The organism is Paraburkholderia sp. HD33-4 (assembly GCF_021390635.1).
GTDB lineage: Bacteria > Pseudomonadota > Gammaproteobacteria > Burkholderiales > Burkholderiaceae > Paraburkholderia.
The window spans coordinates 465,866-492,210 of record NZ_JAJEJS010000003.1; the positions used below are offsets into that span (position 1 = coordinate 465,866).

Here is a 26,345-nt window from a genome sequence, read left to right on the forward strand (position 1 = left end):
CGTATCATTTAATACGTAATTTGTAGCGAATGAATTTCGAGGGGCCACCCGTGATCTTTCGGGCGTCCCGCTGATGCAACCGCGCGTCGAGACCGATCTTCCATGCTTGCCGCGGTCGCACTGGCCTGATTCGGAGCGCGGTACCGCTGAGTCGAAGTAAGTGCTGCAACAGTGGCCTCGTCAAGCCCGAGCCGTCGCAAAACACACCCCGCCTCCACCATCATTTTGCCAACCCAGCCTCCGTGCAAACCGCCCCGCGCTGATCGATCTGCGCGATATCCTCATGCAAGATCCGACGGATCTCGAGGATCGCCTGCGGCGTCTCCTGCACGCTGTGCCCTGCAACGATCACCGTCTCCGACAGCGCCCCCGCGAGATGAGCGCTGCGATAGGGCACGACGCCATCATTGGAGTCTTCCAGTGGCCCGTCGGCGCGGCGCCGAGCGATGATCGAATGGAAGCAGACCTGCGGGCTGATCGGCAACTGCGACGTCGCACGAATCAACGGATCGGTTTCCCGCAGCTGTTCGATGCTGTTCGGCACGTGGAAGGTCTGGCCCTGCGGTTCGATGTTCGTTGCCGTCTGCATCACTTCCTCGATCTCGTTCAGCAGGGCAAGCGGCAGACGCACCAGGTTGGCCGCCCAGCGCGACAACCGGTTGCTCGCGAACGGTGTGCCTCGGTGGGGTGCCGCGATAAATATCGCGCGCTCGACTTGCGGCATCGGCGTGAAGTTGAGCAGCCGGTTGAGCCGCTCGTCCTCGCGATCGAGATCGGTGCCTTCGGGCACGTACTTGTCCTTGAACGTCTCCCACAGCGCATCGCCGGAAGTCGACACGAGCAGTCGCGCGATCACGCCGCCCATGCTGTGGCCGATCAGCACCATGCCACGCGAGGCCGGCGCCGCGCCGTCTGGATCGAAGTGCGCGAGCGTCTGTTGTGTGGCGCGCCGGATGCGGACGAGGTTGACCAGAATCGGCGCGTTGGTCGGGTAATAGACCTGCCACACCTGGAAGTGTTGGCGAAGCACTTCATCGCCCTGAATATCGTTGGCGACGTTCACCCATGCCTCGGGGCTGCTTGCGAGGCCGTGCAGCATCAGAATGATCCGTCGATTGGGATCGAACGGTTGCATCATGTAGATACGCGGCGCATCGATGCCGCGCGCGCGTCCAAACAGCGCGCGCAACGATTGCCCGGCGAAACCCGAGCGCGCGAGCCAGATGCCATAGCCCGCGCTGAAGTTGGCCGACAGTGGCACAGTCTGGCCGTGTCGCTCGACACTGGCATCGCGATACGGGTCATAGACGGACAGCACGACATCATGCGAGGCAAGCACCTGTTCGAGCGTGCCCTGACTGAACCAGATCAACGCGGTGACGTTCGGCGACGGCATCTCGCTGAAAAAGCGCGACGCTGACCTCGGCCGTCCCGCGGCTGCTGACGACTCGCCGGCTTTGAGCCGTGGGTTCGCGCCACCCGCGGCGCGGGTGGTCGCACCGGTATCGGCGCCGGCACGACCACCGCCATTGTCGACGCCATCGTCCCCGGTATTGCTAGCGGCATTGCGCCCGGCATCGCCACCCGCGTCGGCGTCCTCCTCGGGCGACGGCACATTCATCACAGCCACGAGTTCCGCGCCCAAACCATCGCGGCGATAAATACTTCGTATCCCCGCGAACGACAGCCGCGAGGCCGGGATGACTTCGCGCGGTTCGCGCACGCCCTCGGGCAGCCGCGTCCGACTCAGGTCGAGATGAATCGACCAGCCCGCGATGTACTGCGTGCCCGGCTCGCGGTTGCCGCCATTGGTCGTTAGCGCGCCGCGCACAAACAGCGCGCGGGCAAGCTCCTGTACCGCGTAGTTGTAGTAGTCACGGACCTGGGTCTGACGATCTTCGAATGCACGTTCGCCAGCCGTGCGTTCACCGAGGAATAGAAAGGCATATGCGAATCGCGCGGCCCTGAGCCATAGATCGAATTGCGCGTCGCTCCATTCGGTGGCGTTGACGGGCGTGTTCGTGATGGCCATCTGCAACGACAATTCGGCGAGGCTCGACAAGCGCCGGTCGGTATTGATTCCCCCGACGGTCGAGATCGTATTGATGCAATCGAGTGGCTCGCGTTGGCAGGTGCTCTCGTCGAGTGCCGCGATGTGCAGCGTGTCTCGAGTCGCGGCGCTCAGACGGCCGGTCGAGAGAATATCGCCGCGGCGCATCGCGATGTACTGCGCGGGGCCTTGCGAGCTGACGGTCACCATCGCGCAACCGGACAGCAGACTGCTGGCGAGTACCGCAAGTGTTGCGCACCGCGATATCCACGATGCGAGTGCGCGCGTCATGATGCGTCGAACCGGTTCGTGCGAGACGGCTGCCGGGCTACGCCGACGCCGGCTCGTCCAAACAATCGCGAACCGCGTAACGTTGGACGACTTGGGCCAACGAGCATACGCGCATGCGGCGATGGAAGACGCCACGGCATCGCGTTCGCTCGATCGCCGTGACTATCGCGGCGCGCGAAGCGCCTGCCGGCACTAAGCGCTTCGAGGCGCGTGGAATTGAGTTCAGTCGTGTGCGGTACCGCATCAGTCATTATGCTGTGGACCGTTGTCATGGCTGAATGGCAGAAAGACCCCGCTCGTTTCCGACGCTGACGGCGCGCTGACCGACCGACATACGATGAACGCTCCGGCGGCCCGCGACGTTGCAACTGCCAACTTTCTTCTCTCGCAGAGTTGACTCGTAAGGCCCTTGCCTCGTGCATCAAACCGATAAAGCTGAAAGCGAATTATTTGTCCGCTGAATACTCTACGCCCGGCACATTGCTTGTGCAACCAGCGCCGTTCTCGATCGCGCGCATAGGTATCAATGAGAAAGCATTCCTATTTAACAATCACGGCTGCTCCACCGACGAAACAATAATTCCTTGAAACCTATAGCATTTTTGCTCATCGCGGTCCGCCATTAGTACAGCAGAATAGCCACGCTTATATTTCGCCAATAGAAGTCGAAGAGATCATGGAATATATGTGTATTGGCGGGGTAGGCCGCGAAGCGATTGACGGCCAGCACATTGATCGGCCATGATGCCTGTGACGAACTTTGAAAGGGGACAATGACGCACGCATGACACAGGCAGACCGCCAGTGAACTGCACGAAGTCTTGAACGCTTTTGATGTCTTCGATATACCGCTTCAGCAAGTTAATCGATCTGGCACGCGTACTCTCGCGTCATGATTCTGCCCGATACGAACGCGCTGTGGCGGTGAGGCTCTTGACAACCAATTGTTTGGGAACTTAAATAATTTTGCAGCTGGGCTCAAATCGACGGGACCGATTCCATGCTGCAATGCGCCTGCACATTCATTTGTCTTCAAGTTGTGCTGGAATCGTCAAGCATTCGAGACAGGGTGGGGCTTGTCAATTTCCTCCGTCTTTCTTCGGCGCGGCGAAGCGGTATAGCAGTTAGACAGGATGCCAGATAAACGGAGCCGACATGGCAACGCATCGGTTGCGGCTGTGGTCACTGTCCTTTAACCCAAGCAGGTAATGTTCCGGGTTGCCCCCGTGATCAGATGGACAGGGCTCAATGTGGAACGCGAGGAACCGAGATGACAAATGAGACTGGCGTCGCGCAAGTCCAGACAGCCACAACCCAATCGGCGCCAATAGACTGATTTGAACGACGTTGCCGGCCCGACAGAAGGGATGCAGCTGTCTCTCGAGTCCGACCTGGCCGTGGAAGTCGCAGCGGATCCTCTCATCGATCCACTGTTATGGACCCCTATGAATTCCTGAGCAACCTGTAGAGCTCTGTATCCGCTGGCCCGCGAGCTACGTTGTCGCCGGGCGTACGGCATGGGTTGCGTCAGCAGTCAGCCGAGAACGTCATGAACGCAAACCGCTCCGATGCACCGCGACCTCCCCGATCAGCCGGAGTCGCATCGACCGGCGCATTGTCGTGCGCATTGACCTGTGTGTTCTTCCTTGCACTGTCGGGCTGCCAACGCCAGACCGAAACGCAGAGCGGCGATACGCGGCCAGCCGTGCAGCTCACCAGGGTCGAACCGGCCGACGCTTCCGCCATTCGCATTTTTACCGGGCGGGTCGAGCAGACCAGCATCTCCCCGCTCGCCTTCGAAGTTTCGGGCCGCGTCGTGCAGATCGCGGTGCTCGAAGGTGCGTCGGTGAAACGCGGCCAGCTGATCGCGCGTATCGACGAGGAACCCTACAAGCTGCAACTGCAACGCGCGAACGCGCAGTATCAGCAGCTGAGCGACAACCTGAAGCGCCAGGCGGTGCTGCGCAAGGACGGAATTCTGTCTCAGGCTGCGTATGAGCAGTTGTCGGCTTCAACGGACGCCGCACGCGCGGCACGCGACATGGCGAGCCGCGACCTGCGCAATACCCAGCTCGTCGCGCCATTCGACGGCCGGATCGCTCGCCGCAACATCGAGATCCAGCAGGTCGTGCAAGCCGGGGCGCCCGCGTTCAATCTGGAAAACATCGGCCGCGTCGATGTCGGCGTCGATCTGCCTCAGAGCATTGCCGAGCGGCTGCTCGTCGACAAGACGCTGAGAGCCGAGGCGTGGCTGCCCGAGCGGCCGCAGACCCGCTTCCCGATGGTGTTCCGCGAACGAACCACGCAGAGTTCGCCGACTTCGCCGGCCTACCGGCTCGTGTTCTCGATCGAAGGACCGCAAAGCGCGATGCTGTTCCCCGGCATGGCGCTGCGCGTACAGATTTCCGACACGGCGCGGCAGGTCGCACAAAGCGACAACGCCGGTAACTTCGCCATTCCGATCGCGGCGGTGTCGATCGGCGCCGACGGTCAGCGTAGTCTGTGGCGCTACGATGCCGCATCCGGCCGTGTGCATGCGGTGCCGGTCACCGTGCGCGAGATCCGCAATGACGATGTGGTCGTCGCCGGTGCGGTGGCGGAGGGTGATCGCGTGGTGGCCGGCGGCTCGCAGTTCATGAAAGAGGGAATGGCGGTCCGTCCAATGGATGCACCTCAATGAACCTCGCGCGCCCCCTTATCGAAAAGCCGCTGATCGCGTGGGTGCTGACGCTCATCTCGCTGTTGGGCGGCATCTTCGCGTACTACAACATCGGGCGTCTCGAAGACCCGAAGTTCACGATCAAGACCGCGGTCGTCGTGACGCTGTATCCGGGCGCGAGCGCGCACGAGGTCGAGCAGGAGGTGACGGACCGCCTCGAAAGCGCGATCCAGCAGATGCCGCAAGTCGAGAAGCTGACCTCGCGTTCCACGCCGGGCTACTCCGAAATCCGCGTCGAGATTCGCGACCAGTACACGTCGGCGCAATTGCCGCAGGTGTGGGACGAATTGCGCAACTCGGTGTCGGATGCGCAGGTACGGCTGCCGCCGGGGGCCGGCCCGACACTCGTGCTCGACCGTTTCGGCGATGTCTACGGGATGTTCTACGCGCTGACCGGCGAGGGTTACACGCAGGCGCAACTATATGAGTACGCGCGCGAACTGCGCCGCCAGTTGCTGACGCTCGACGACGTGTCCGACATCGTGATCGCCGGCAACCAGCAGGAACAGATCTCGGTCGACGTTGACCAGTCGCAACTGATCGCCAACAATCTGTCCACCGACGATCTTGCGCAGACGCTGTTCGTGCAGAACGAGGTTCGGCCCGCGGGCCGCGAACGAGTCGGCGACCTGTCGCTGCGGATTGCGCCGACCGGTTCGCTCGATTCGCTGCAGGCCATCCGTTCGCTGCCCGTCAACAATACGCCCGGCCCGCTGCTGCTCGGCGACATCGCCCGCGTGAGCCATGGCTATGCGACGATTCCGAACCAGGTCATTCACTACAACGGTCAGCCCGCGATCACGATCGGCATCAGCGCGCGGCCGCGCGTCAACGTGGTGAGGGTCGGCGAGGAAATCAAGGCGAAGCTCGCCGAACTCGAGCGCGACCGCCCGATCGGCATCAAACTCTACTCGCTCTACGATCAGCCGCAGGTCGTCGACGACAGCGTGCGCGGTTTTATCTTCGACGTGTTCCTGTCGGTGGCGATCGTCGGTGTCGCGCTCGGCATCGCGCTCGGCTGGCGTGCGGGCGTCGTGCTGGGCGTCGAGCTGTTCCTGTCGATTCTCGGCACGCTGCTGGTCATGTACGCGGCGGGGATCGAGCTGCAGCGCATCTCACTCGGCGCGCTGATCATCGTGATGGGCATGCTGACCGACAACAGCATCGTGGTGGTCGAGGGCATGCTCGTGAAGGTGCAGCGGGGCAAGTCGCATCTCGAGGCGGCGACCCAAATTCTCAAACAGAGCCAATGGCTTCTGCTCGCGTCGACCGTTGTCGGGATTCTGGCTTTCTCGGGCATCGGACTGTCGCCGGACTCGGTCGGCGAATTCTGTGCGTCGCTGTTCGCTGTCGCCGCGATTTCGCTGCTATTTAGCTGGGTGATCGCCATTGCGCTGACACCGCTGTTCGGCACGTATCTTTTCAAGGTCGCGGACGTCATCGACGAAGACCCGTTCAAGTCGAAGCTGTACAAGCGTTACGGCGAGCTGTTGGCATGGGTCACCGCACGGCGCGTGATCGTGCTCATCGGCCTCGTCGCGTTGACGGTGCTCGCTGGATGGGGGTTCCGTTTCGTCGAACAGAGCTTCTTCCCCGCATCGACCACGCCGATCTTCTATGTCGATATGCGCTTGCCTCGCGGCGCCGATATTCGCGCGGTCGTCGAAAAGAGCCGCGACGTCGAGAAGGTGCTGCTCAAGCATGCGGACGTCACCAACGTACAGACGTATATCGGCGGGGGCGCGACACGCTTCTTCCTCGTCTACGATCCGGAGACGCGCGATCCGGCTTACGCGCAGTTCATCGTCGGCGCGAAGGACCAGGGCCTGATCGACGACATGATTCCGGACATCGAAGCGGATCTGAAGAAGCGCTTCCCTGAACAGCATTGGACGGTCACGCGGCCGAACTTCGGCCCCGGCGGTGGCGCGGCGATTCAGGCACGCTTCTCCGGACCCGATCCGCTCGTGCTGCGCCGCCTGTCGCAGGAAGCGCAGAACGTGCTGAAGGCCGACGGCCGGATCATCGCGATCCGCGACGACTGGGAGGACCCGATCAGCATCGTGCGGCCGGAATTCGACGAATCGCGTGCGCGCTCGCTCGGTGTGGCGCGCCGGCAGGTCACCGACACGATGGCTTATGCGACCGAAGGCCTGCGCGCGGGCATCTATCGCGAGGGCGATCAGCTGCTGCCGATCGTGCTGCGCTCGCCCGATTACACGCGTGGCGTCGCGGGTCTGCAGGACCTGCAGGTGTTCAGCGCGGGGCTGCGCCGTTACGTGCCGCTCGGCGACGTGGTCAACGGCTTCACGGTCGGTACCGAAGAAGGCCAGATCGCGCGCGAAAACCGGATTCGCACGCTGACGGTTTCGGCCAACCCGGTCTATGGGCAGAACAGTGTCGACGCGTTCAACCGCATCCGCTCCGGCATCGAACACATCAAGCTGCCGCCCGGCTACAGCTTCGAGTGGGGCGGCGAGCACGAATCGTCGACCCGCGCGCAGGCGAGTCTTTTCCGTCAACTGCCGCTCGGCTTCATCGGCATGGCGCTGATCGTGCTGATGATGTTCGGGCGCCTGAAGCCCGCGCTCGTCGTGCTGCTCGTCGTACCGATGTCGATCGTCGGTGTGACGATCGGTCTGCTGCTGTTCCGCGGCGCATTCGGCTTCATGGCGTTGCTCGGTCTATTGAGTCTGATAGGTATGCTGATCAAGAACGGCGTGGTGCTGGTCGAAGAGATGGATGGCCAGATCGCCGCGGGCGTGCCGCGCATGCAGGCGGTGACCCACGGCGCGATGAACCGTCTGCGGCCGGTGATACTGGGGGGCGGCACGACGGCGCTCGGGATGGCGCCGCTGTTGTGGGATCCTTTCTTCAAGGACATGGCGATCACGATCATGGCGGGCCTTGTTTTTGCCACCGTGCTGACGTTGGTCGCCGTGCCAGCGCTGTATGCGATGCTGTTCTCGATCAAGCAGGCGGAATGGGAGCCGGGTAAGCACCCGGAAGCAAAATGATCCGCGCGCGCGCCTATCTTCTTGCCATCGCGGCCCTGCTGCTCGAAGCCGGATGTACAGGATCATTGCAGCTGGAAAAGCCCGCCGCGTTTCCGCCGCAGTACTCGGAGGCCCAACCGGGCGCGGCGACACCGATGTCCGCGCACGATCTCGCGGCATGGTGGACGCAGTACAACGATCCGACGCTGAACAAACTGATCGATCTCGCGCTCGCGCATAACTTCGATATCGCCACCGCTTACGCACGCGTCGATCAGGTGCAGGCCGGAATCCGGCTGGCTCGCTCGCAACTGTTGCCGTCGGTCGGTGCGGGCGTGAGCGCCGCGAAGTACCACGGTGGCGAGACACAACTCGAGTTCGAGGAAATACTCGGCATCAACAATACCGATGCGCAGTTCTGGCGAGTCGGTCTGCAGGCGCAATGGGAGATCGACCTGTTCGGCCAGGGACGGGCGCGGCTCTCGGCCGCGCGCGAACAGGCGCGGGCGGCCGCGGGCGATGCGGAGGCGGTCCGCCTGAGCGTGGTGTCGGGTGTCGCGGATCTGTACGTCACGTATCGTGGGCTGCTGCGTCAACGCACGATTCTGCTGCAAAGCCGCGCCATCGCGGACGACTTCGTCAACATCGCCGAAAAGAGCTTTACCGCCGGCCTCGTGCTCAGTACGGACATCGAAGCGGCGCGCGCTGGCCGGGCACAGGTCGATGCGCGATTGCAGGACGTGGAGAACGGCATCGCTCAGGCGCGGCTGAACCTGCAGAATCTGTGCGGCGTGCAGCCTGCGGAATTCGCCGGAATTCTCGATGAAAGCGATACGCTGATGACCGCGCTGCCGCATATCGAACCCGGCCAGCCGGTCGATCTGCTGATGCGGCGCCCGGATCTGATCGCGGCGCAGGCGCGCGTGAATGCGGCGGTCAGGCAGTCCGATGTCGCGCGCCTCAATTACTGGCCGACCATCTCGCTCAGCGGCTTGCTCGCGCGCAATGGCTGGGAGATCGCGGGTCAAAACCTCGGGGCCAGCACGTTCTGGCTGTTCGGCGCGGCGATGGCGATGCCGTTGATCGATTTCGGCGCGCGGCGCTCGCAGGTGGAGTCGTCGGATGCGCAGGCGCAGCAGGCCATGTTCAATTACGAAAAGACCGCGCTCGGTGCGTTCTATGACGTCGACCGTGCGTTGGCGCGTTTGAACCGCCAGGACGAGCTGTTCAAGGCACGCAATGAAGAAGTCACGCGTCGCACCACGCAGCTGAGCCAGGTGCAGCGTCGCTATACGCTCGGCGATACGGGTCGCGTCGATATCGATCAGGTGCGCGTTGCGCTGCTCGAAAGCCAGTCGTCGCAGGCAAGGGAAGAGGTCGGCGAACTGCAGGCACAGTTCGCGTTGTTCCGGGCGATGGGAGGCGGCTGGATGGCCAATCCGCCGGTGGCCGCGAATACGCCCACGACGTCGGGACCCGCGCCCGCGACCGCGAGCGCGCCGGCACCGGCTTCGCAGTGAGCGGGCCCGAAGCGCCGCGAGCGCCCGGAACATCCGACGCGCGAAATGCAAAGCGCCGTCATCGCAATCCCACAGTGACGGCGTTTTCCTGTTTGATCGAGCGAATCCGGCCGCACGCTTGCGCGAGCGATGGCCAGTCCCTTTCACGCAACGCAGGTGGCTTCAGTCGGGAGGACTAACAGGGGGAGGCGCAAGGTACGCGAGCCTGCTCCATGTGAGTCCGTTTCAGGGCGAAATCAGCTTCTCTGAATGGTGCACGATGGCAACCCAGGTCGAGACGAAACTGTCGTTGCCCGCATTGACCGCGATGGTCGTCGGCTCGATGGTGGGTGCAGGGATTTTCTCGCTGCCGCGCAATTTCGCGCGCGCGACCGGACCGTTCGGCGCGGTCATTGCATGGTGCGTGGCGGGCATCGGCATGTATGCGCTGGCGCGCGTTTTTCAGGCGCTCGCACAGCGGCGGCCCGAGCTCGATGCCGGCGTGTTCGCCTACGCGCGCGCGGGCTTCGGCGACTATGCGGGCTTTCTATCCGCATTCGGCTACTGGATGGCGGGCTGCTTCGGCAACGTGTCGTACTGGGTGCTGATCAAATCGACGCTCGGCGCTTTCGTCCCGGCCTTCGGCAACGGCAATACGGCGACCGCGATCATCGTGTCGTCGGTGGGCATCTGGTTGTTTCATCTCGTGTTGCTGCGCGGCGTCCAGCAGGCCACGATGATCAACACGATCGTCACGGTCGCGAAGGTGATACCGATTGTGCTGTTCATCGTGATGCTGATCGCGCTGTTTCGCGTCGACATGTTCCGCACGAATTGGTGGGAAGGCAGCGATCAGATCGGCGCGCGACTTTTCTCGCAGGTTCGCGCGACGATGCTCGTCACCGTGTTCGTGTTCGTCGGTATCGAAGGTGCGAGCGTGTACTCGCGCTACGCGAAAAAGCGCTCGGACGTCGGCACGGCGACGATCACCGGCTTCGTGGCCGTGCTGTGCCTGCTGGTGCTGGTAACGCTGCTGCCCTACGCGACCTTGCCGCGCGCCGACATCGCGGTGATGCGCCAGCCGTCGATGGCTGCGGTACTCGGCGCGCTGCTCGGCCCATTCGGCGTCGTGTTCATCAGCGCCGGTTTGATCATCTCGATCCTCGGCGCGTACCTCGCGTGGTCGCTGATCTGTGCCGAGGTGCTGTTCGCCGCCGCGCGTCTTGACACGATGCCGCGCATCTTCGCGCGACAAAACGAGCGCAAGCTGCCGGTCGCGGCGGTCTGGCTCACGAGTACGGTGGTGCAGTGTTTCGTGATCAGCACGTATTGGTCCACCGATGCGTTTGCGCTGATGCTCAACCTGACGAGCTCGATGGCGCTGATTCCTTATTTCCTCGTGGCCGCCTACGGCATCAAGGCCGCTCGTTACGACAGCGCACAGAATGGCGGCACTTTGAGCGGAGCGTTGCGCACCGAGTATTTCGTCGCGACGTTCGCGACGTTGTATACGGCCTTTCTGCTGTTCGCGGGCGGCCTGAAGTTCCTGATGCTATCGGCGCTGCTTTATGCCCCCGGTACGGTGCTGTATGTGGTGGCCAAACGTGAGCGTGGCCTGCGGGTGTTTTCGAAACTCGAATGGGTCATCTTTGCCGTTGCGGCCTGCGGCGCGATCGCCGCGCTGATCGGCCTCGCGACCGGCACGATCGTGATCTGAGCGATCGATCATCGAAGTCGCGCGAGCGCGGCTGAACGGTGGGCGTCGGAGGTGCGAAGGGGCGCTGATTTGCGTGGGTTTGCATGGCGGCGGCTGGATCGGCACATGTTCGCGGGAGAGCGATCGCAGCATGGAGAAGCGCGTCAGACTTTCAACGCCGGGCCTGATGGCGATGGTGATCGGCTCGATGGTCGGGGTGGGCGTGTTTTCGCTGCCGCAGGCGCTCGGCAAATATACCGGCGTCGTCGGATCGTTGATCAGCTGGACGATCACTGGCTCCGGCATGCTGATCCTCGCGTTGATCTTTCAGCGTCTCGCATGGCGCAAGCCTGAGCTCGACGTCGGCGTCTATACGTATGCGTGCGTCGGTTTTGGACGCTATACGGGCTTTCTGTCGGCGTTCGGCTACTGGTGCGCAAGCTGTCTGGGCAACGTGGCGTATCTCGTGCTGATCAAGTCCGCGCTTGCGATCGTCGTGCCCTCGTTTGGCGCCGGCAATACGCTGAGCGCGATCGTCAGTTCCTCGCTGATGATCTGGGTGTTCCACTTCCTGATTCTGCGCGGCGTAAAGGGATCGTCGATCGTGAATGCGTCGATGACGGTCGCCAAGTTGCTCGCGCTCGGGCTGTTCGCGGTGCTCGTGCTATCGAACTTCAAGTGGCAGCTGTTGGTCGCGAATCTGTGGACCAGTCCCGAGCTGCCGGCGGCCGACCTGTTCGGCGAGGTGCGTAAGACGATGTTGGGCACGGTCTTCGTGTTTCTCGGTGTCGAAGGAGCGAGCGTTTATTCGCGGCATGCGCGCGAGCGTCGCGACGTCGGCGTTGCGACCGTGCTCGGCTTTCTGTGCGTGCTTGCGTTGATGGTCATGGTCACGTTGTTGTCGTATGGGGTGTTGCCGCTCGAGCAGTTGGGCATGCTGAAGAATCCGTCGATGGCCGGCGTGCTGAGCGCCGCGGTCGGTGCGTGGGGCGCGGTCGTGATCAAGCTCGGCCTGTTGCTCTCGGTGCTCGGCTCCTATCTCGCTTGGACGCTGCTCGCCGCTGAAATTCTGCACGCGGCGGGCAAGAGCCAGACGATGCCCGCGTTTCTCGGGCGCGAAAACCGCAACCACGTACCTGTCGCCGCGCTATGGATGACGAGCCTCGTGATCCAGGCGTTTCTGATCGTGACGCTGTTTTCGAAAGAAGCGTTCACGCTGGCCAAGGAGTTCACGACGTCGATGAACCTGATCCCGTACCTGCTCGTCGCCGGCTATGGGTTGAAGCTCGCGGCAAGAGGCGAATCTTACGCGGGGCAGCCGTGGTCGCGACGCGTCGATTTCACGCTCGCGCTGGTGGGCTGCGGCTACGCGCTCTTTCTCGTGTACGCGGGCGGCCTGCACTATCTGTTGATGTCGACCGTTCTTTACACGGCGGCGACCGCGTGGTTTTTCCTCGCCGAGCGTCGCAAGGGGAAACGGCCTGTATTTTCGCTGCTGGAGCGCTGGCTGTTTATCGTGGTCCTGGTCGCCGCGCTAGTCGCGTTCGCGGATCTCGTGCGCAATCATTTTGCGGCTTAAGGTTCCCTTAAGGCGTGGCCACACATAGTCTGGCCTCTCGCCGTTTGCCTTAGTAGGTGGGGCAATGGCCGTCGCGAACACTCCCTTGCATCGACTGGCAACGGTGGACAGCTCGCCTTGTTGCATCCGTCCCGCGTTGCCACCACGTCCATGAACATCCACCGAATTCTGGAGCGAGCCGGTTTGCGGCCTACGCTTCCACGCGTCCTCGTGCTCGAGTTTTTTAATCAGCACCCGCACGAGCATTTCACTGCGGAGCAGGTCTACAAGCGTCTGAATGGCGACACTCGCAATATGAGTTTGGGTACGTTGTACCGGGTGCTGGGCCTGCTCGTCGACGGCGAGTTGCTGAGCAGCGTCGCGTTGGGCGAGGGCCGCATGGTGTATGAGCTGAACGACGGCAAGCGGCATGATCACATCGTCTGCACCGCGTGCGGCGGTATCCACGAGTTTTTCGACGAGCAGATCGAGGCGCGGCAGCGGGCCGTGGCGGATGAATTCGAATTCGACGTGGCGGGGCGGCAACTCGTGTTGTTCGGCCTGTGCGCCGAATGCAAAAAAGGCCGTGTGCAGGTGAGGACGGTATTCAGGAGATAGGGGGCCGCTCGCACGCCTCGCGCTTCACATGATCGCGGCCTGGCGAATGCAGCGAATGAAATAGTCGGCCGGGCGTGTGTGAATCGCGCCTTCGCGCTGCATCAGATGCAGTCTCGCGGCGCGCGAGGTTTCGATGAAATCCAGCTTTTTCATATGCCCCGTCGAGTTGACGAGTTCGAGCGTGTGCGAAGCCCAGGCCATCACGGCGTCGATGCTGAGCGCGAGGCTGTACATCAGCGATTGCGACGTGCAGCGTGTAATTCTTTGCGGCACCGGCAGACCCTGACGGTTGAACAGATCGGCAATGAATTGCGGGAATTCGTCGGTGGTGTCGGAGTGCACCCATTCGGCGTCGCACAGATCGGCCAGCGAGGTGGTCTTTGCGAGCGGCCCGTTCGCGCGCACCGCGAACGCCAACGGATAAGCCAGCAGTTCAGAACATTCGATCGATGAATCGGCGGACGATTCCGCGGCAGCCGCGAGCGCGAAATCGAGCGAGCCCTGGCGCAATTGATCCTGCAGTTTCGTCGCGTGAAACTCGAGAAATTCCACCGTGATGTGCGGCATATGCTGACGAAAGCGCGCATAAGCATCGGGCAGCAACGTGAGCGCCGCGAGCGGCGTAACACCGATCTTCACGCGGCCTTCCTGTGCACCCCGTTCCATCGCCATCTGCTGTTCGGCGCGCCCCAGTTCGCCGACGATCAGGCGCGCATGCCGCAACAGAGATTCCCCGGTATGCGTGAGCGCGACGCCATTCACACTGCGGCCGAATAACGACATGCCGATATCGGTTTCCAATTCCCGAATCGCTTTGGTGACTGCCGGCTGACTGACGAACAGCGCTCGCGAAGCGCCGACAATCGTGCCATGATCCGCGACGGCGACCAGTGCGCGCAATTGATGAAGCTTGATTGCCATTAACCTTATTACCTTAGGGTAAATACTATAACTAACGGTTATTGGGATAAAACTTTATCATGTTTTTATTCACCGCCGCTCTCGTAGACTGGCTCTCAATCCGCGCCGAGCTTGATCAAGCGCGTGTCACACGGGTCTGTCAGAGGAGACGGCGTTGTCCCACAAAATCAATATCGATCCCGCGATTCGCGAGAAGGCGGCCGAATTCGTCGAATTGCGCCGACGTATTCATTCGCATCCGGAACTGGGATTCGAAGAAGTCGAAACGAGCCGGCTCGTCGCCGAAAAACTTAAAGAATGGGGTTATGAGGTCACTGAAGGCATCGGTGGCACGGGGGTGGTTGGCCGTCTGAAACTGGGCGACGGCACGCGCGCGATCGGCATTCGCGCGGACATGGACGCGCTGCCGATCCTCGAGGACACCGGCCTGCCCTACGCGAGCAAGGTGCACGGCAAGATGCATGCATGCGGGCACGACGGACACACGGCGATCCTGCTGGCCGCCGCGCAATACTTTGCGCAAACACGCCGCTTCAACGGCACGCTGAATCTGATTTTCCAGCCGGCCGAAGAAGGCCAGGGCGGCGCCGTGCGCATGATGGAGGAGGGCCTGTTCGAGCGCTTCCCGTGCGATGCGGTGTATGCGCTGCACAACGCGCCGGGCGTGCCGGTCGGCATGTTCATCGTGCAGCAGGGCGCGATGGCGGCATCGGCCGATCTGGTGACGCTCACGCTGACCGGCAAGGGCATGCACGCGGCGATGCCGCATCTGAGCCGCGATCCCGTGGTGGCGGCCGCAAGCATCGTGATGGCGCTGCAGACGATCGTCGCGCGCAACGTGCCGCCGGCCGATGCCGCGGTGCTGACCGTCGGTGCGATCCAGTCCGGCACCACGCACAACGTCGTGCCGAACACGGCGACGATCCTGCTGACCGTGCGCACGCTCAATACCGAAGTCCAGCAGCTGATCGAGACGCGTGTGCACGAGATCGTCGAGAGCCAGGCGGCGAGCTTCGGCGTGACTGCCCACATCGACTATCAGCGGGTCACGCGCGTGCTGATGAACACCGCTCAGGAGACCGCACGCGCCCGCGAAGCGGTGGCCGCGGTGGTCGGCGCGCAGAACATTCTGCCGCTGCCGCCGGGCATGATGGGCGGCGAGGACTTCTCGTGGATGCTCGAGAAAGTGCCGGGCTGCTACGTCGCGCTCGGCAATGGCCACGAGGGCCACGGCAGCTGCATGATCCACAACCCCGGCTACGACTTCAACGATCAGGCGCTGCCGATCGGCGTCGCCTACTGGGCCACGCTCGTCGAGCACTACCTCACAGCCTGAACTTCACCAGAATCGCGTTTCGCCGACCCCGCGTGCGGCCGGGTCGGCGGCCAGACTACGTCCATATCGGGGATTCACATGAAATATAAAAAGACCGTTTGCGCCGCGGCCGTGGCGCTGATGTCTCACGCGGCCTGGGCCGACTCTTATCTACAGCAGTGGCTGTCGGCATGGCCGACGATGGAAAGCGCGGTCCAGCAGAACGGCATTCAGCTGTACGGCGCCGTCGACATGGGTCTGAACTTCCAGAGCGTCGGGGGCACCTCGAAGTGGCAAATGCAGAGCGGCGGCGTTCATACGTCGCAATTCGGGCTGTTCGGCCGCGAAGATCTCGGCGGCGGCCTGAAGGCGGAATTCAACCTTGAAAACGGCTTCATGGCGAACAACGGATCGTTCGGCACCAGCAACACGTTGTTCGATCGCGCCGCCTGGGTCGGCCTGAACTCGGCGACATGGGGTGTCGTGCGCCTCGGCTTGCAACCGACCGCGAACCTGCCGCAAGTCATCGACCCGTTCGGCGAAGTGATGACGAACTCGGTCGTCACCTGGCTCGCCGGCGGTGCGGTGCAGACGCCGAAGGGCGTCGGCTACAACGCGGACCTCGGGCCGGGCTCGAGCCAGGTGCTGGTGCGCGCGAGCAACGCGGCGACGTGGACCACGCCGCGCGTGATGGGCTTCGGCGCGACCTTCCTGTATGCGTTCAACAATCAGGCCGGCGTGTCGCCGAATGCTTCGAATCAAGGCGTGGTCGCGTCGTGGACGAACGGTACGTGGTATCTGTCGGGCGCGTATAACCGCGTGTGGAGCTCGCCGGTCCAGACCTCGGCCGGCACGCAAACCGTGCGCAACGATATCTATGGTGTGTCCGCGATCTACGACGTCGGCAGCTACGTGCTGTCGGCTGCGTTCGCGCAGGTGGCGCCGAAGCTCGAAGGCAACGGCATCGCGCGCTCGTACATGGTCGGCGCGACGGTGCCGTGGGGACGTCACGCGGTGCGCGCGTCGGTGGTCTATCGCGATACGTCGGGCGTGCGCGACAGCGCCGGCGATCCGGCGAAGGACTCGGCACTCGGCGTGATGCTCGGCTACGACTACTCGCTGTCGAAGCGCACGTCGCTGTATGCGCGCGCGGGCTTTATCCGCAACTACGGGATTTCGAGCGTGATTCTGAACAGCAATCCGCTGCCGCTGCAGACCGGTACCGCGTCGCCCGAACTAGGCACGACGCCGATGACCGCGTCGCTCGGCATCTATCACCTGTTCTGAGTCGAGACACGGCGGGTCGGCGAGCGCGAGACGCCGACCCCCGCCGCGTGGCTCGCGCTTTCCATCGTCTCTGAAGAATCACACGCATGAAGACCACCAGCCCAGTTGTAGCGCCACCGCGCGACGTCGTCGTGTCGAAGGCCGCGTCGAACATTGCATCGAGCGACGCGTCGCAGGCGTCCACGCATCGCCGCGTCATTCTCGCGACTTCGCTCGGCAACGCGCTCGAATTCTTCGACTTCACGGTCTACAGCTTTTTCGCTGCGCTGATCGGCAAGCTGTTCTTTCCGGTAGGCGGCTTGCACGGGCCGCTGCTGTTGTCGTTCGCGACGTTCGGCGCGGGATTCGTCGTCAGGCCGATCGGCGGCGTCGTGATCGGCGCCTATGCGGACCGGCGCGGCCGCAAAGCTGCGATGACGCTGACCATTCTGATGATGGCGCTCGGCACGGCGACGATCGGTCTTGCGCCGACTTATGCGCAGATTGGCGTGGCGGCGCCGCTGCTGATCGTCGCTGGCCGCCTGATTCAGGGATTTTCGGCGGGCGGCGAAGTGGGTGCGTCGACGACGTTTCTGATGGAATCGGCCGCGCCGGGTACCCGCGGCTATCTGGTGAGCTGGCAGCTCGCGAGCCAGGGCGCGTCGGCGCTCGCCGGCGCGTTGTGCGGAATGCTGTTGACCCACGCGTTGACGCCTTCCGCGCTCGAAAGCTGGGGCTGGCGTGTGCCGTTTCTGCTCGGCCTGCTGATCGGTCCGGTCGGGTTGTACATACGCAGTCATCTGCACGAGACGCTGCACGCGGCGAGTGGCTCGAACCAGAGCGCGACCGAGGTTACGCCAGCGCGCTACGACGTGCGCCGCATCGTGCTCGGCACGCTGTTGATGATCGGCGGTACGTCGTCCATGTACATCCTCGTGTTTTATCTGCCCGGCTGGTTGACGCGCTTCGCGCATGTGTCGGGCGCGGCGGCGTTTTTGCCGAGCGGTCTCGCTGGACTGATTCTGACCGTTGCGTCGCCCTTCTGCGGCAAGCTGACCGATCGGCTGAAGTCACGTAAGCCGTTGCTGTTCGCGACCGGAATCGCGAGCCTGCTAGCGCTCTATCCGGCGTTCGCGCTGATGCTGCACGCGCAGGTGCTCGCGGCGATTCTCGCGGCCGTTGCGCTGCTGATCGGCCTGTGGGTGCTCGGCAATCCGGCCGGCTTTCTGCTGCTGCTGGAAGGATTTCCGCGCGAAATGCGCGGGCGATCGCTCGGAATTATCTATAGCGTCGGCGTCACGCTGTTCGGCGGCTTCGCGCCGTTCGTGGTGACGTGGCTGATCGGCGCGACGGGCAGCGCCTATGCGCCGGTCTGGTACATGAGCGCGTGCAGTCTCGTCAGTCTCGCCGCGCTGACCGTATTCGACGAGCGCATTACCGAATAACCGCCGGAGTCATCGTCGATGTGATCCGGCCATAGACAACAGGAGAACGAAATGAACGCACAGAAATGGCTGAAGCTGGTTGGCGCGACCGCGGTCGTGTTCACTTGCCTGAATACCTACGCGCAGCCGCAAGCCGTCGGCTCCGCTCCGGCAGCACAAGGTGCGGCGAGTTCGGCGCCAAGTGCGGGCGAGATCAAGGCGGCCAACCGACAACTCGTGCGGGACGTACGCCGCGCATTCAAAAACGCGCGCAGCCAGGGACTACGGGCCAGCAACATTACCGTACGCGCGAATAGCGGCGTCGTGACGTTGACGGGCAGCGTGCCGGCCCCGGAGCAGGTCGACCTTGCGACCAACATTGCGAAAGGCGTGCCCGGTGTACAGTCGGTGACGAGCCGCGTCGCGGTGCGCAAGGAATTCAGCGCACGGGGTAGCAACTAGCGGCGGCTTGCCCGGCCTCACGATCTGCGGCTGCGGCCGCCGCCGGCCTTGCGGCCGGCAGTCCAGCAATTTCCGCAAGGCTCGATCGCAGCCGCGCGATCGACTAAGGTCTCTTCACGATCCGCGTAATACCCTCCACCTTACATCGCTCGCGTTCCTGCGACGTCAGCGACGCGGGCTCGCGCTCGTCAGCTTGGTCGGCGGGAGCGCTGATCGCCGGCGGCATGCAGAACACCTTCCGATTCGTCTCGGCCTGCGCGCCGGAATGCCGGCTTGCGCAGGGCGACGACGCATGCCGCCGATCTGTTCAGATTTACTTACGAATGTGAACTGAGGGAGTCTGATGGCATTAGTTTTGCACCGCAAAAGCGCTGATTTTTGACATCGTTTTCACTCGCGCATGTTCAACGCCACGCGGCATGATCGCCGCATCTGCAGAAATCTTCAATCGAACGGAATCCTTAAAAATTGCTCGCGTTACTCGATCGGGATAAGCTATAAAGGCAAAAAGGTCCGCATCATGAATTTGCCCCGCGCGAAGTGAGGAGGACAAATGAAACACGTGTCGACCAGAAGGTTCGTGGTTTCAAACGAGCCACTGAACCTGATGCATGTCTTTCATACGACCCGTATGAATGCGCGTGCGCAATCGACATGCCGTCATGGTAGATTTTCAGCGCTGCCGCGCTGATCGTATGCGCCATCCATAGCGGGCAACCATAGGTCGAAATCCGTTAAGCCTTTCAATTGCAACCGGAATGACTGGAGAACAACAATGCTTTTCTTTAATGATGGTTTCACATTCCCGAATTTTCTGGCCGACGTTTTCTCCATCTTCATCTTTATCTTGTGGTTCTGGCTGTTGATCACGGTGTCGGGCGACCTGTTCCGCCGCCATGACGTGTCCGGATGGGGCAAGGTTCTGTGGGTGATCTTCCTGATCATCCTGCCGTATATCGGCATCTTCGCGTATCTGCTCACGCAGCATCGCGGCATGGCGGAGCGCGATCAGGCGCGGGCGAAGCAGGTGCGCGAAGATCTGCGCAATGTGGTGGGCTTCAGTGTCGCCGACGAACTCGAAAAGCTCGACAAGCTGAAAGCGTCCGGTTCCATTTCCGCTGACGAGCACGCACGGCTTCGCGCGAAGCTCGTGCAGTAAGCGTCGGCTATCAGACTGCAGCCATGGGCGAGCGGGCGTACAGCCTGTTTCGCCCTGGCTTCTGCGCGCTCAGGGGTTCGCGGTTCGACGCGCCAACGTCGCATTGCGCGAGCTTGTCTGCTACGGCGGGTGACGCCGGGTTTTCAGACGCATCGCAGGCCCCTGACCTCATCGCGTGGATCGAACGCAACGGGAGAAAGCCATGCTTCACCGCCTCGCCCACGTTCCGGACGCTGCCGCGCGAACCGCACGCGCGTCGCTGACTTTGCGCCGCGCTACGCTCACGTGCGTGACGGCGTTGATGCTCACGGCATGCGTGCAACCGTGGCAGCAATTCCAGGCCGGCCAGGATCAGTCGGCGATCATCGCCCGCATGGGTCAGCCGCGCGAAGTCTACGACCTGCCCGGAGGCGGCCGCCGACTGATGTGGCCGACCCAGCCGATGGGCTCGACCACCGTCGCGGCCGACATCGATGCTTCCGGCAAGATCGTGAATGTGCGTCAGGTTTTGCAACTGAGCGAATTCAATCGCGCGGAAATCGGCAAATGGACGCGCGACGATGTGCTGATCAATTTCGGCCGCCCCGCGCAAACGCAGTTTTTCCGGCTCTCGCAACGCGAAGTCTGGTCATACCGTTACACCGAAAACAACATCCACCCGATGCTGTTCAATTTCGCGTTCGACACCAATGGCGTGCTGCGCGAGACGCAGCGCACGCCCGATCCATTGCGAGATCGCGATTTGCGGCGATTCTGAACTGCGCGCTATAGCAGCGATTCGATCGGCATAATCGACAGCATCCACACGCCGAGCCGTGCGTACCAGGTCGTATTCGGTTCGGTGTCGTGGCGGATTTCGACGTCGCCGTTGGTTTCGATCCAGTACAGCTTGCCGTTTTCGTCGAGATGCACCGAATACGCGACTTTCGGCAGCAGCGCGAGAAACTTGCGATCGACCCGCGTCGCGAGCTCGGGGCTGTCGATGACGAGGCCAAGCTCGGTATTCAGATGCGCGGAGCGCGGATCGAAGTTGAACGAACCGACGAAGACCCGCTGGGAATCCACGATGAACGTCTTCGCATGCAAGCTCGACCCGGAGCTGCCGAACGGCCCCGGCGACTGTTCTTTCTTGTAGGGGACGCCCGCCACGCGCCGCAATTCATAAAGGTGCACGCCGTTTTGCAGCAGCTCGACGCGCCGTCTGATGTAGCCCGAGTGCACGGCGGCGACGTCGGTCGCCTCGAGCGCGTTCGTCAACACGCGCACATCGACGCCCTGGGCGGCAAGCCCGCTCAGATACTGCGTGCCCGAGCTCGCCGGCACGAAGTACGGCGATACGAGGTCGAGCGACTGCGTCGGCTGGCCCATTACTTCGCGTAGCTGGTGGGAAATCAGCGCTTCGGGCGGGGCGTCGTTCAGACCTTTCGCGGGGTCGTCGCTGATCATCTTCGTTTTGGCCCAGTCGAGCGGCAGCTTGTGGTCGAGCAGGCTCTGCACGACGCGCGGACCGCGCAGCGCTTCCTTGTAGGCCGCGGCCGCCGGATCCTGCTCGATCGCCTGCGCATCGCGCTCTAGCGCGGCCAGTTCATCGACGCTTTCGTGCGGCAGAATCTTCTCGACCGGATACGCCGACGCGCTTGCCCAGTAGCGGTCGAAGTCACGCGACACGTCGGCCGCGGCCGGTCCGATCGCGAGGACGTCGAGGTCGGCGAAGACGACGCCGTCGGTGGCATCGAAGTACTCGTCGCCGATGTTGCGGCCGCCGAGGATCGTCGCGGTGGCGTCGGCGGTCAGTGACTTGTTGTGCATGCGCCGGTTGGCGCGCGAAAAGTCGGTCACGAAGCCGAGGAACTTCGGGCTGCGCACGACGAACGGGTTGAACAGCCGCACCTCGATGTCCGGATGCGAGTTGAGCGCAGAGAGTGTCGGGTCGAGCGCGGTGGCGATGCCGAGATCGTCGAGCAGCAGGCGCACCCGCACGCCCCGGTCCGCCGCTTCGTGGATCTGTTCGAGCAGCAGCGTGCCGGTCAGGTCGTCGCGCCAGATGTAGTACTGAATGTCGAGCGTGCGTTGCGCCGAACGGATCAGGTCCATGCGCGCGGCAAACGCGGCATGCGCATCCGCCAACGGATAAATGCCCGCCAGCCCCGGGTGCGCGGCGAGCTCGGGCGCGACCGCGCGACCGAGATCCGTGGTGGCCGCCACGGCGGGCGACAACGCGTGCGTCTCCTTGCGATCCTCGAGCGACGGCAACCCCGCGCAGCCGGCAAGCAGGCCAGCGCACAGCAGCGCGCAGAGCGCGCCCCTCCATCGACGATGCGGCAACAGCGGGTGGTGTGTCTGCGCTTGCATGGAGTCCAGGTCTTCCTTTGGGTCGCGCGACCCGGCCGGTTCCACAATTGGAACATCGCGTGGCGTTGCGTTGCTCGATCAAGCTTCGCTCGACAGCCCGTAGTGGCGATGTCGCGCGCATTCTTGCACGCAGCTTGCATTGGTTGAGAAGAATACTATGAGCGCATGCTTATCGGTGCGCCGCCCGACGCTCTTGTTGCACAAAGCGCTTTGTCCGATGATACGGGCAGGCTGCGTGAATTCGAACGGGGCCAGGCCGGCCGCGCATCGGTGCCTTCGAGCCCTTCGAGCGTTTAGCCCACTCTGGAGTCGAGCAACGTGAAGATCTCCCGCTTGCTGCTTGCTAGCGTGCTGCTTTTCGTCGTGGGCAGCGCGCTGCAAATGATATGGCCGCTCGCGCAGCCGGCTTCCTATCACCACTTCGCCGATCAACGCGCGTTGGGGCCGCTGCACAACGCGGCGGACGTGCTGTCGAACCTCGTCATTCTGATCGCCAGCGTGCTCAGTCTGCGTTGGGTCGGACGGCATGCGTCGAACCAGCCGGCGCAATTCCCCGGCATGGTGGTGGCCGCGTTCGGCCTGCTCTTCACCGCGTTCGGCTCGGCTTACTATCACATGACGCCGAACGATGCGACGCTAGTCTGGGATCGCCTGCCGATGACGATCGTGTTCGCCGGCATCCTCGCGATGCTTTGGACGGCGTGGAGCGGACAGCGCGTCGGCTGGGCGCAGATGCTGATCATGGTGATCGTGTCGCCCGCCACCGTCGGCTACTGGCTCGTGTTCAACAGCCTGTGGCCGTATGCGATTCTGCAGTTCGGCGGGCTCATGCTGATCGTCGGCATGACGCTCACCCGCAAGGTGGACGGCGTGATCGCATGGACGCTCGTGATCGTCTTCTACGGGGTGGCGAAGATTTTCGAAAGCCTCGATTGGCAGATCTGGGAGCTGACGCATCACATGATCGCCGGCCATGCGTTGAAGCATGTGTCGAGCGGTCTCGCCGGCGCGTCGATGATTCTGGTCGCGAACGCGACGCCGCGCTCCGCCGCGGGCATCGTGCCGCGGCGGCCGGGCGGTATCGGGCATTCGGGTACGTCGCGTTGAAGCCACGCCATGGCAAACGAACTGGCGTGGCTTCCGGCAGACCTCACTGCGGTTCGTACCACGAATACGTCGCCAGCGTGCTCACCGGCGGCGTGCCGATCTGCAGCGTGATGTCGCGCAACGACGTCAGCTCGATACTGCGCAGGTCGCCCATATAGCGGCGCGAATCGCCGTTGTCGTTGATATACGCGACCACGTTGCCCATGATGCCCGCGACGTTCGTGTTGGTCAGCGGCTCGCCCCAGATGTCGAAGAACTCGCCGAGCGTGTAGGTCTTCTGGCTCGGCGCTTCGATATGGATGATGCCGGTGTTGTCGTGCGTATGCATCTCATACGTGCATTGCGACAGGATGCCGACGTCCATCGGCAACGCGAGCCACTGCCCGTCCTTGATGATCGCCAGGTGCGCGTGCACGTGGTACAGCACGCTCATGTTCGGCGCGCAGGTCAGGCCATCGACCGGCGTGCCGGTGCCGCCCGCCGAGGTCGTGCCGTTCGGCCAGAACGACGAGCCGACGACGCCTCCGTAGACGAGCGTGATCGGGTTCGGGTCGAACGGCGGCGGATTGGTCCACGTGTAGGTGGGCACTTGCGTGACTGGCGTGCCGACCATGATGGTGATTTCGTCGTGCGGCTTCAGCACGAGGCTCGCGGGGTCGCCCGTGTATTGCGTGAGCGTGCCGCCGTCGTTCACGTAGATCGCGATCGGCGCGCCGGTCAGACCCGCCACGTTCGACGCACTCAGCGGCTCGCCCCAGATCGAGAAGAACTCGCCGAGCGTATAGGTCGCGCCGGTCGTCGGGTCCATATGGATCTTGCCGCTCGAATCGACCGTGTGCACCGGATATGCGCAGCCTGTCGGCTTGGCCAGCGTCGGCTCGACCATGCCGATGTTGGGCGGCAGCGTCAGTAGTTGCCCGTTCTGGTAGATCGACACATGCGCATACGTATACGCGGTGCTGCGCAACGCGCAGTTCAATCCGCCGACGGCCTGACCGCTTCCGCCTGCTGCGGTGACGCCCGCGGGCCAGATGGCGGCGCCGAGTGTCGTGCCGTCGAGGATCGGCGTGGCGGCGGCGAGCTTCGGCGTCGTGCCGCTCGCGTCGGATGCGCTCGACGGGCTCGACGCTGGGGCCGGACTCGATGCTGGAGTCGGACTCGATGCCGGCGTCGAACTCGACGCGGGAGCCGGACTCGACGCGGGGGTCGAACTCGATGCGGGGGTGGTCACACCGGCCGCGCCGTTCACGCCGGTGCTGCCCGGGTCCGCGCCGCTGCCGCCACCACCACCGCCACAAGCGGTGACTGTCAACATCAGACCCATTGCGACGAATCGCGACCCCAGCCGTTGCAGCATCTCGTTCTCCATGCCGTGAAGTGAGAGGGATGCGTGCAGCGGACATCACGCACAGACATCGTGCCGACATCGCACCGCCACGCGCGGCGCGGGCTTCACTGCGTGGATTTGGGCAAGCGCCGCCACTGCGTGGCGCGGGCGCTCGCATCGGATCACGTCAGGGTATTGAAACCAATTAGCCCAGCGTAGCAGATGGGTTTCACGAGCGAATCCGGCGCATCACAACGATTCGCGACATTCTGCTGGCGCATTTCGAGGTGTGGGCCCGGTAATTTGCCGAGTTTGCCGACGAAACGATCTGGCGCGCTTTTTATGTGAGCTGTCATCGTTCTGTGCGAAGATCAGTGCTGTCCATCGCGCGCGACACGCTTTGCAGGCGGTCGTACGGCGGGCGCTCGCGCGGCCGTCGCCTGAACTCGGGTGAGCCTCGAGCGACTCTGCGGCGCACCTGTTTGCGGATTCATGGAGCACTGACCAATGACCGACAGATTGCAAGCGTCCGTATGCGTAGTAGTGCTGCTGCTGATTGTGGGCTGGGTGCTATTTATAGGGCGCGCAGTCTTCGTGCCGATCGTGTTCGGCGCGATCGCGGTGTACGTGGTGGTCGACTTCACTCGGCTGCTGCAACGGATACCGGTGATCGGCCCGCGGCTGCCGGTGCAGTTGCGCTACGGACTGTCCATGTTCCTGATCGGCGCCGCGATCTTTTTCGCGGTCGATATGCTCGTCGAGAACTACGACGCGCTCGTCGCGCTCGCACCGCGCTACCAGGACTCGGTCCTGCTGATGATCCACAAGATCTCGATCCTGCTGCACCTCGAAAGCGAGCCGACCTGGGAGTCGCTGCGGCGGAACATACTCGCGCAGTTGAACATTCAGGCGATGGTGACCGGCATGCTGACGTCGCTGTCGTCGGTGATCATCGACCTCTTCGTGATCGTGCTGTATGCGAGTTTCCTGCTGGTCGAGCGTCGGACCTTCGGCGACAAGCTGACGAACATGACCGCCAATTCGACCAACGCGGCACGCATCCGCGGCGTGGTCACCGACATCAACCGGCGCATTGGCGCTTACCTCGCGCTCAAGACGTTTCTCGGCGTGCTGCTCGGTGGGATCTGCTGGCTCGCGATGCGCAGCGTCGGCCTCGAGTTCGCCGGGCTGTGGGCGATCCTGACCGCGCTGCTCAACTACGTGCCATATATCGGCTCGGTGCTCGCGATCGTGTTCCCGGTGCTGATGTCGGTGTTGCAGTTCGGCGACCTGAATTCAATTCTCGTCGTGCTGGTGTCGCTCACTGCGATTCACTTCGTGATCGGCAATATTCTCGACCCGTATCTGACGGGCAACTCCCTGAACCTGAGCCCGTTCGCGATTCTCGCGAGCATGGCGGTGTGGTCGGCGTTGTGGGGCGTGCCCGGCGCCTTTCTCGCGGTGCCGATCACTGCCAGCATGACGATCATTTTCTCCGAGTTCGAAATGACGCGGCCGGTTGCGGTGCTGCTGTCGAAAAACGGCCGGCTCACTTACGGCAAGACCGAGCAGACCGCGTGAAGCG

Annotated in this window: 18 protein-coding genes; 14 read left to right on the forward strand and 4 right to left on the reverse strand. The window is 63.1% G+C overall.

Translation table 11 applies throughout. From position 1 onward, the window contains the following. Positions 1–220: 220 nt before the first annotated feature. Positions 221–2,341 (reverse strand): esterase/lipase family protein, encoded by a 2,121-nt coding sequence (locus L0U84_RS36665; RefSeq protein ID WP_233857847.1) that lies wholly within the window; start codon positions 2,339–2,341, stop codon positions 221–223. Positions 2,342–3,890: 1,549 nt separating this feature from the next. Between L0U84_RS36665 and L0U84_RS36670 the strand changes: the two genes are divergently transcribed. The 6 genes from L0U84_RS36670 (at position 3,891) to L0U84_RS36695 (ending at position 13,427) form a co-directional block, all read left to right on the forward strand. Continuing rightward, entirely contained in the window at positions 3,891–5,021 is a 1,131-nt protein-coding gene (locus L0U84_RS36670; protein WP_233857849.1) for an efflux RND transporter periplasmic adaptor subunit, read from the forward strand. Continuing rightward, positions 5,018–8,077 (forward strand): efflux RND transporter permease subunit, encoded by a 3,060-nt coding sequence (locus L0U84_RS36675; RefSeq protein ID WP_233857851.1) that lies wholly within the window; start codon positions 5,018–5,020, stop codon positions 8,075–8,077. The genes L0U84_RS36670 and L0U84_RS36675 overlap by 4 nt, the downstream gene beginning before the upstream one ends. Continuing rightward, on the forward strand, positions 8,074–9,576 hold the full coding sequence (locus L0U84_RS36680; protein WP_233857853.1) for an efflux transporter outer membrane subunit: 1,503 nt from the start codon (positions 8,074–8,076) through the stop codon (positions 9,574–9,576). The genes L0U84_RS36675 and L0U84_RS36680 overlap by 4 nt, the downstream gene beginning before the upstream one ends. Before the next feature lie 259 nt (positions 9,577–9,835). Beyond that, on the forward strand, positions 9,836–11,272 hold the full coding sequence (locus L0U84_RS36685) for a basic amino acid/polyamine antiporter (protein WP_233857855.1): 1,437 nt from the start codon (positions 9,836–9,838) through the stop codon (positions 11,270–11,272). 130 nt (positions 11,273–11,402) lie between these two features. Further along, positions 11,403–12,830: a basic amino acid/polyamine antiporter gene (locus L0U84_RS36690; protein ID WP_233857857.1), complete on the forward strand. Its 1,428-nt coding sequence runs from the start codon at positions 11,403–11,405 to the stop codon at positions 12,828–12,830. A gap of 150 nt (positions 12,831–12,980) precedes the next feature. Beyond that, positions 12,981–13,427, forward strand: coding sequence for a Fur family transcriptional regulator (locus L0U84_RS36695; protein ID WP_267940128.1), 447 nt, complete (start codon positions 12,981–12,983; stop codon positions 13,425–13,427). A 24-nt stretch (positions 13,428–13,451) separates the two neighbouring features. Here the strand turns inward: L0U84_RS36695 and L0U84_RS36700 are convergent, their stop codons facing one another. Beyond that, on the reverse strand, positions 13,452–14,348 hold the full coding sequence (locus L0U84_RS36700) for a LysR substrate-binding domain-containing protein (protein WP_233857861.1): 897 nt from the start codon (positions 14,346–14,348) through the stop codon (positions 13,452–13,454). Between the two features lie 154 nt (positions 14,349–14,502). On the opposite strand from L0U84_RS36700, the gene L0U84_RS36705 reads away from it, so the two are divergent. The 6 genes from L0U84_RS36705 (at position 14,503) to L0U84_RS36730 (ending at position 20,731) form a co-directional block, all read left to right on the forward strand. Continuing rightward, entirely contained in the window at positions 14,503–15,684 is a 1,182-nt protein-coding gene (locus L0U84_RS36705) for a M20 aminoacylase family protein (protein WP_233857869.1), read from the forward strand. Positions 15,685–15,762: 78 nt separating this feature from the next. Then, entirely contained in the window at positions 15,763–16,950 is a 1,188-nt protein-coding gene (locus L0U84_RS36710) for a porin (RefSeq protein WP_233857871.1), read from the forward strand. A gap of 86 nt (positions 16,951–17,036) precedes the next feature. Further along, entirely contained in the window at positions 17,037–18,374 is a 1,338-nt protein-coding gene (locus tag L0U84_RS36715; RefSeq protein ID WP_233857873.1) for an MFS transporter, read from the forward strand. A 51-nt stretch (positions 18,375–18,425) separates the two neighbouring features. Continuing rightward, positions 18,426–18,815: a BON domain-containing protein gene (locus L0U84_RS36720; RefSeq protein ID WP_233857875.1), complete on the forward strand. Its 390-nt coding sequence runs from the start codon at positions 18,426–18,428 to the stop codon at positions 18,813–18,815. 775 nt (positions 18,816–19,590) lie between these two features. Then, positions 19,591–19,974 (forward strand): SHOCT domain-containing protein, encoded by a 384-nt coding sequence (locus L0U84_RS36725; RefSeq protein WP_233857877.1) that lies wholly within the window; start codon positions 19,591–19,593, stop codon positions 19,972–19,974. Positions 19,975–20,176: 202 nt separating this feature from the next. Further along, positions 20,177–20,731, forward strand: a complete 555-nt coding sequence (locus L0U84_RS36730) for a hypothetical protein (protein ID WP_233857879.1) — start codon at positions 20,177–20,179, stop codon at positions 20,729–20,731. Between the two features lie 8 nt (positions 20,732–20,739). Here the strand turns inward: L0U84_RS36730 and L0U84_RS36735 are convergent, their stop codons facing one another. Beyond that, positions 20,740–22,326 carry a phospholipase D family protein gene (locus L0U84_RS36735; RefSeq protein ID WP_233857881.1) on the reverse strand — a complete coding sequence of 529 codons (1,587 nt, stop codon included), beginning with the start codon at positions 22,324–22,326 and terminating at the stop codon, positions 20,740–20,742. Positions 22,327–22,644: 318 nt separating this feature from the next. On the opposite strand from L0U84_RS36735, the gene L0U84_RS36740 reads away from it, so the two are divergent. Beyond that, on the forward strand, positions 22,645–23,433 hold the full coding sequence (locus tag L0U84_RS36740) for a ceramidase (RefSeq protein ID WP_233857883.1): 789 nt from the start codon (positions 22,645–22,647) through the stop codon (positions 23,431–23,433). 43 nt (positions 23,434–23,476) lie between these two features. On the opposite strand, the gene L0U84_RS36745 is transcribed toward L0U84_RS36740, so the two are convergent. Continuing rightward, a complete protein-coding gene (locus L0U84_RS36745; protein WP_233857885.1) occupies positions 23,477–24,790 on the reverse strand; it encodes a hypothetical protein in 1,314 nt (437 codons plus the stop codon). A 477-nt stretch (positions 24,791–25,267) separates the two neighbouring features. On the opposite strand from L0U84_RS36745, the gene L0U84_RS36750 reads away from it, so the two are divergent. Then, positions 25,268–26,341, forward strand: a complete 1,074-nt coding sequence (locus L0U84_RS36750; RefSeq protein WP_233857887.1) for an AI-2E family transporter — start codon at positions 25,268–25,270, stop codon at positions 26,339–26,341. Positions 26,342–26,345: the final 4 nt, after the last annotated feature.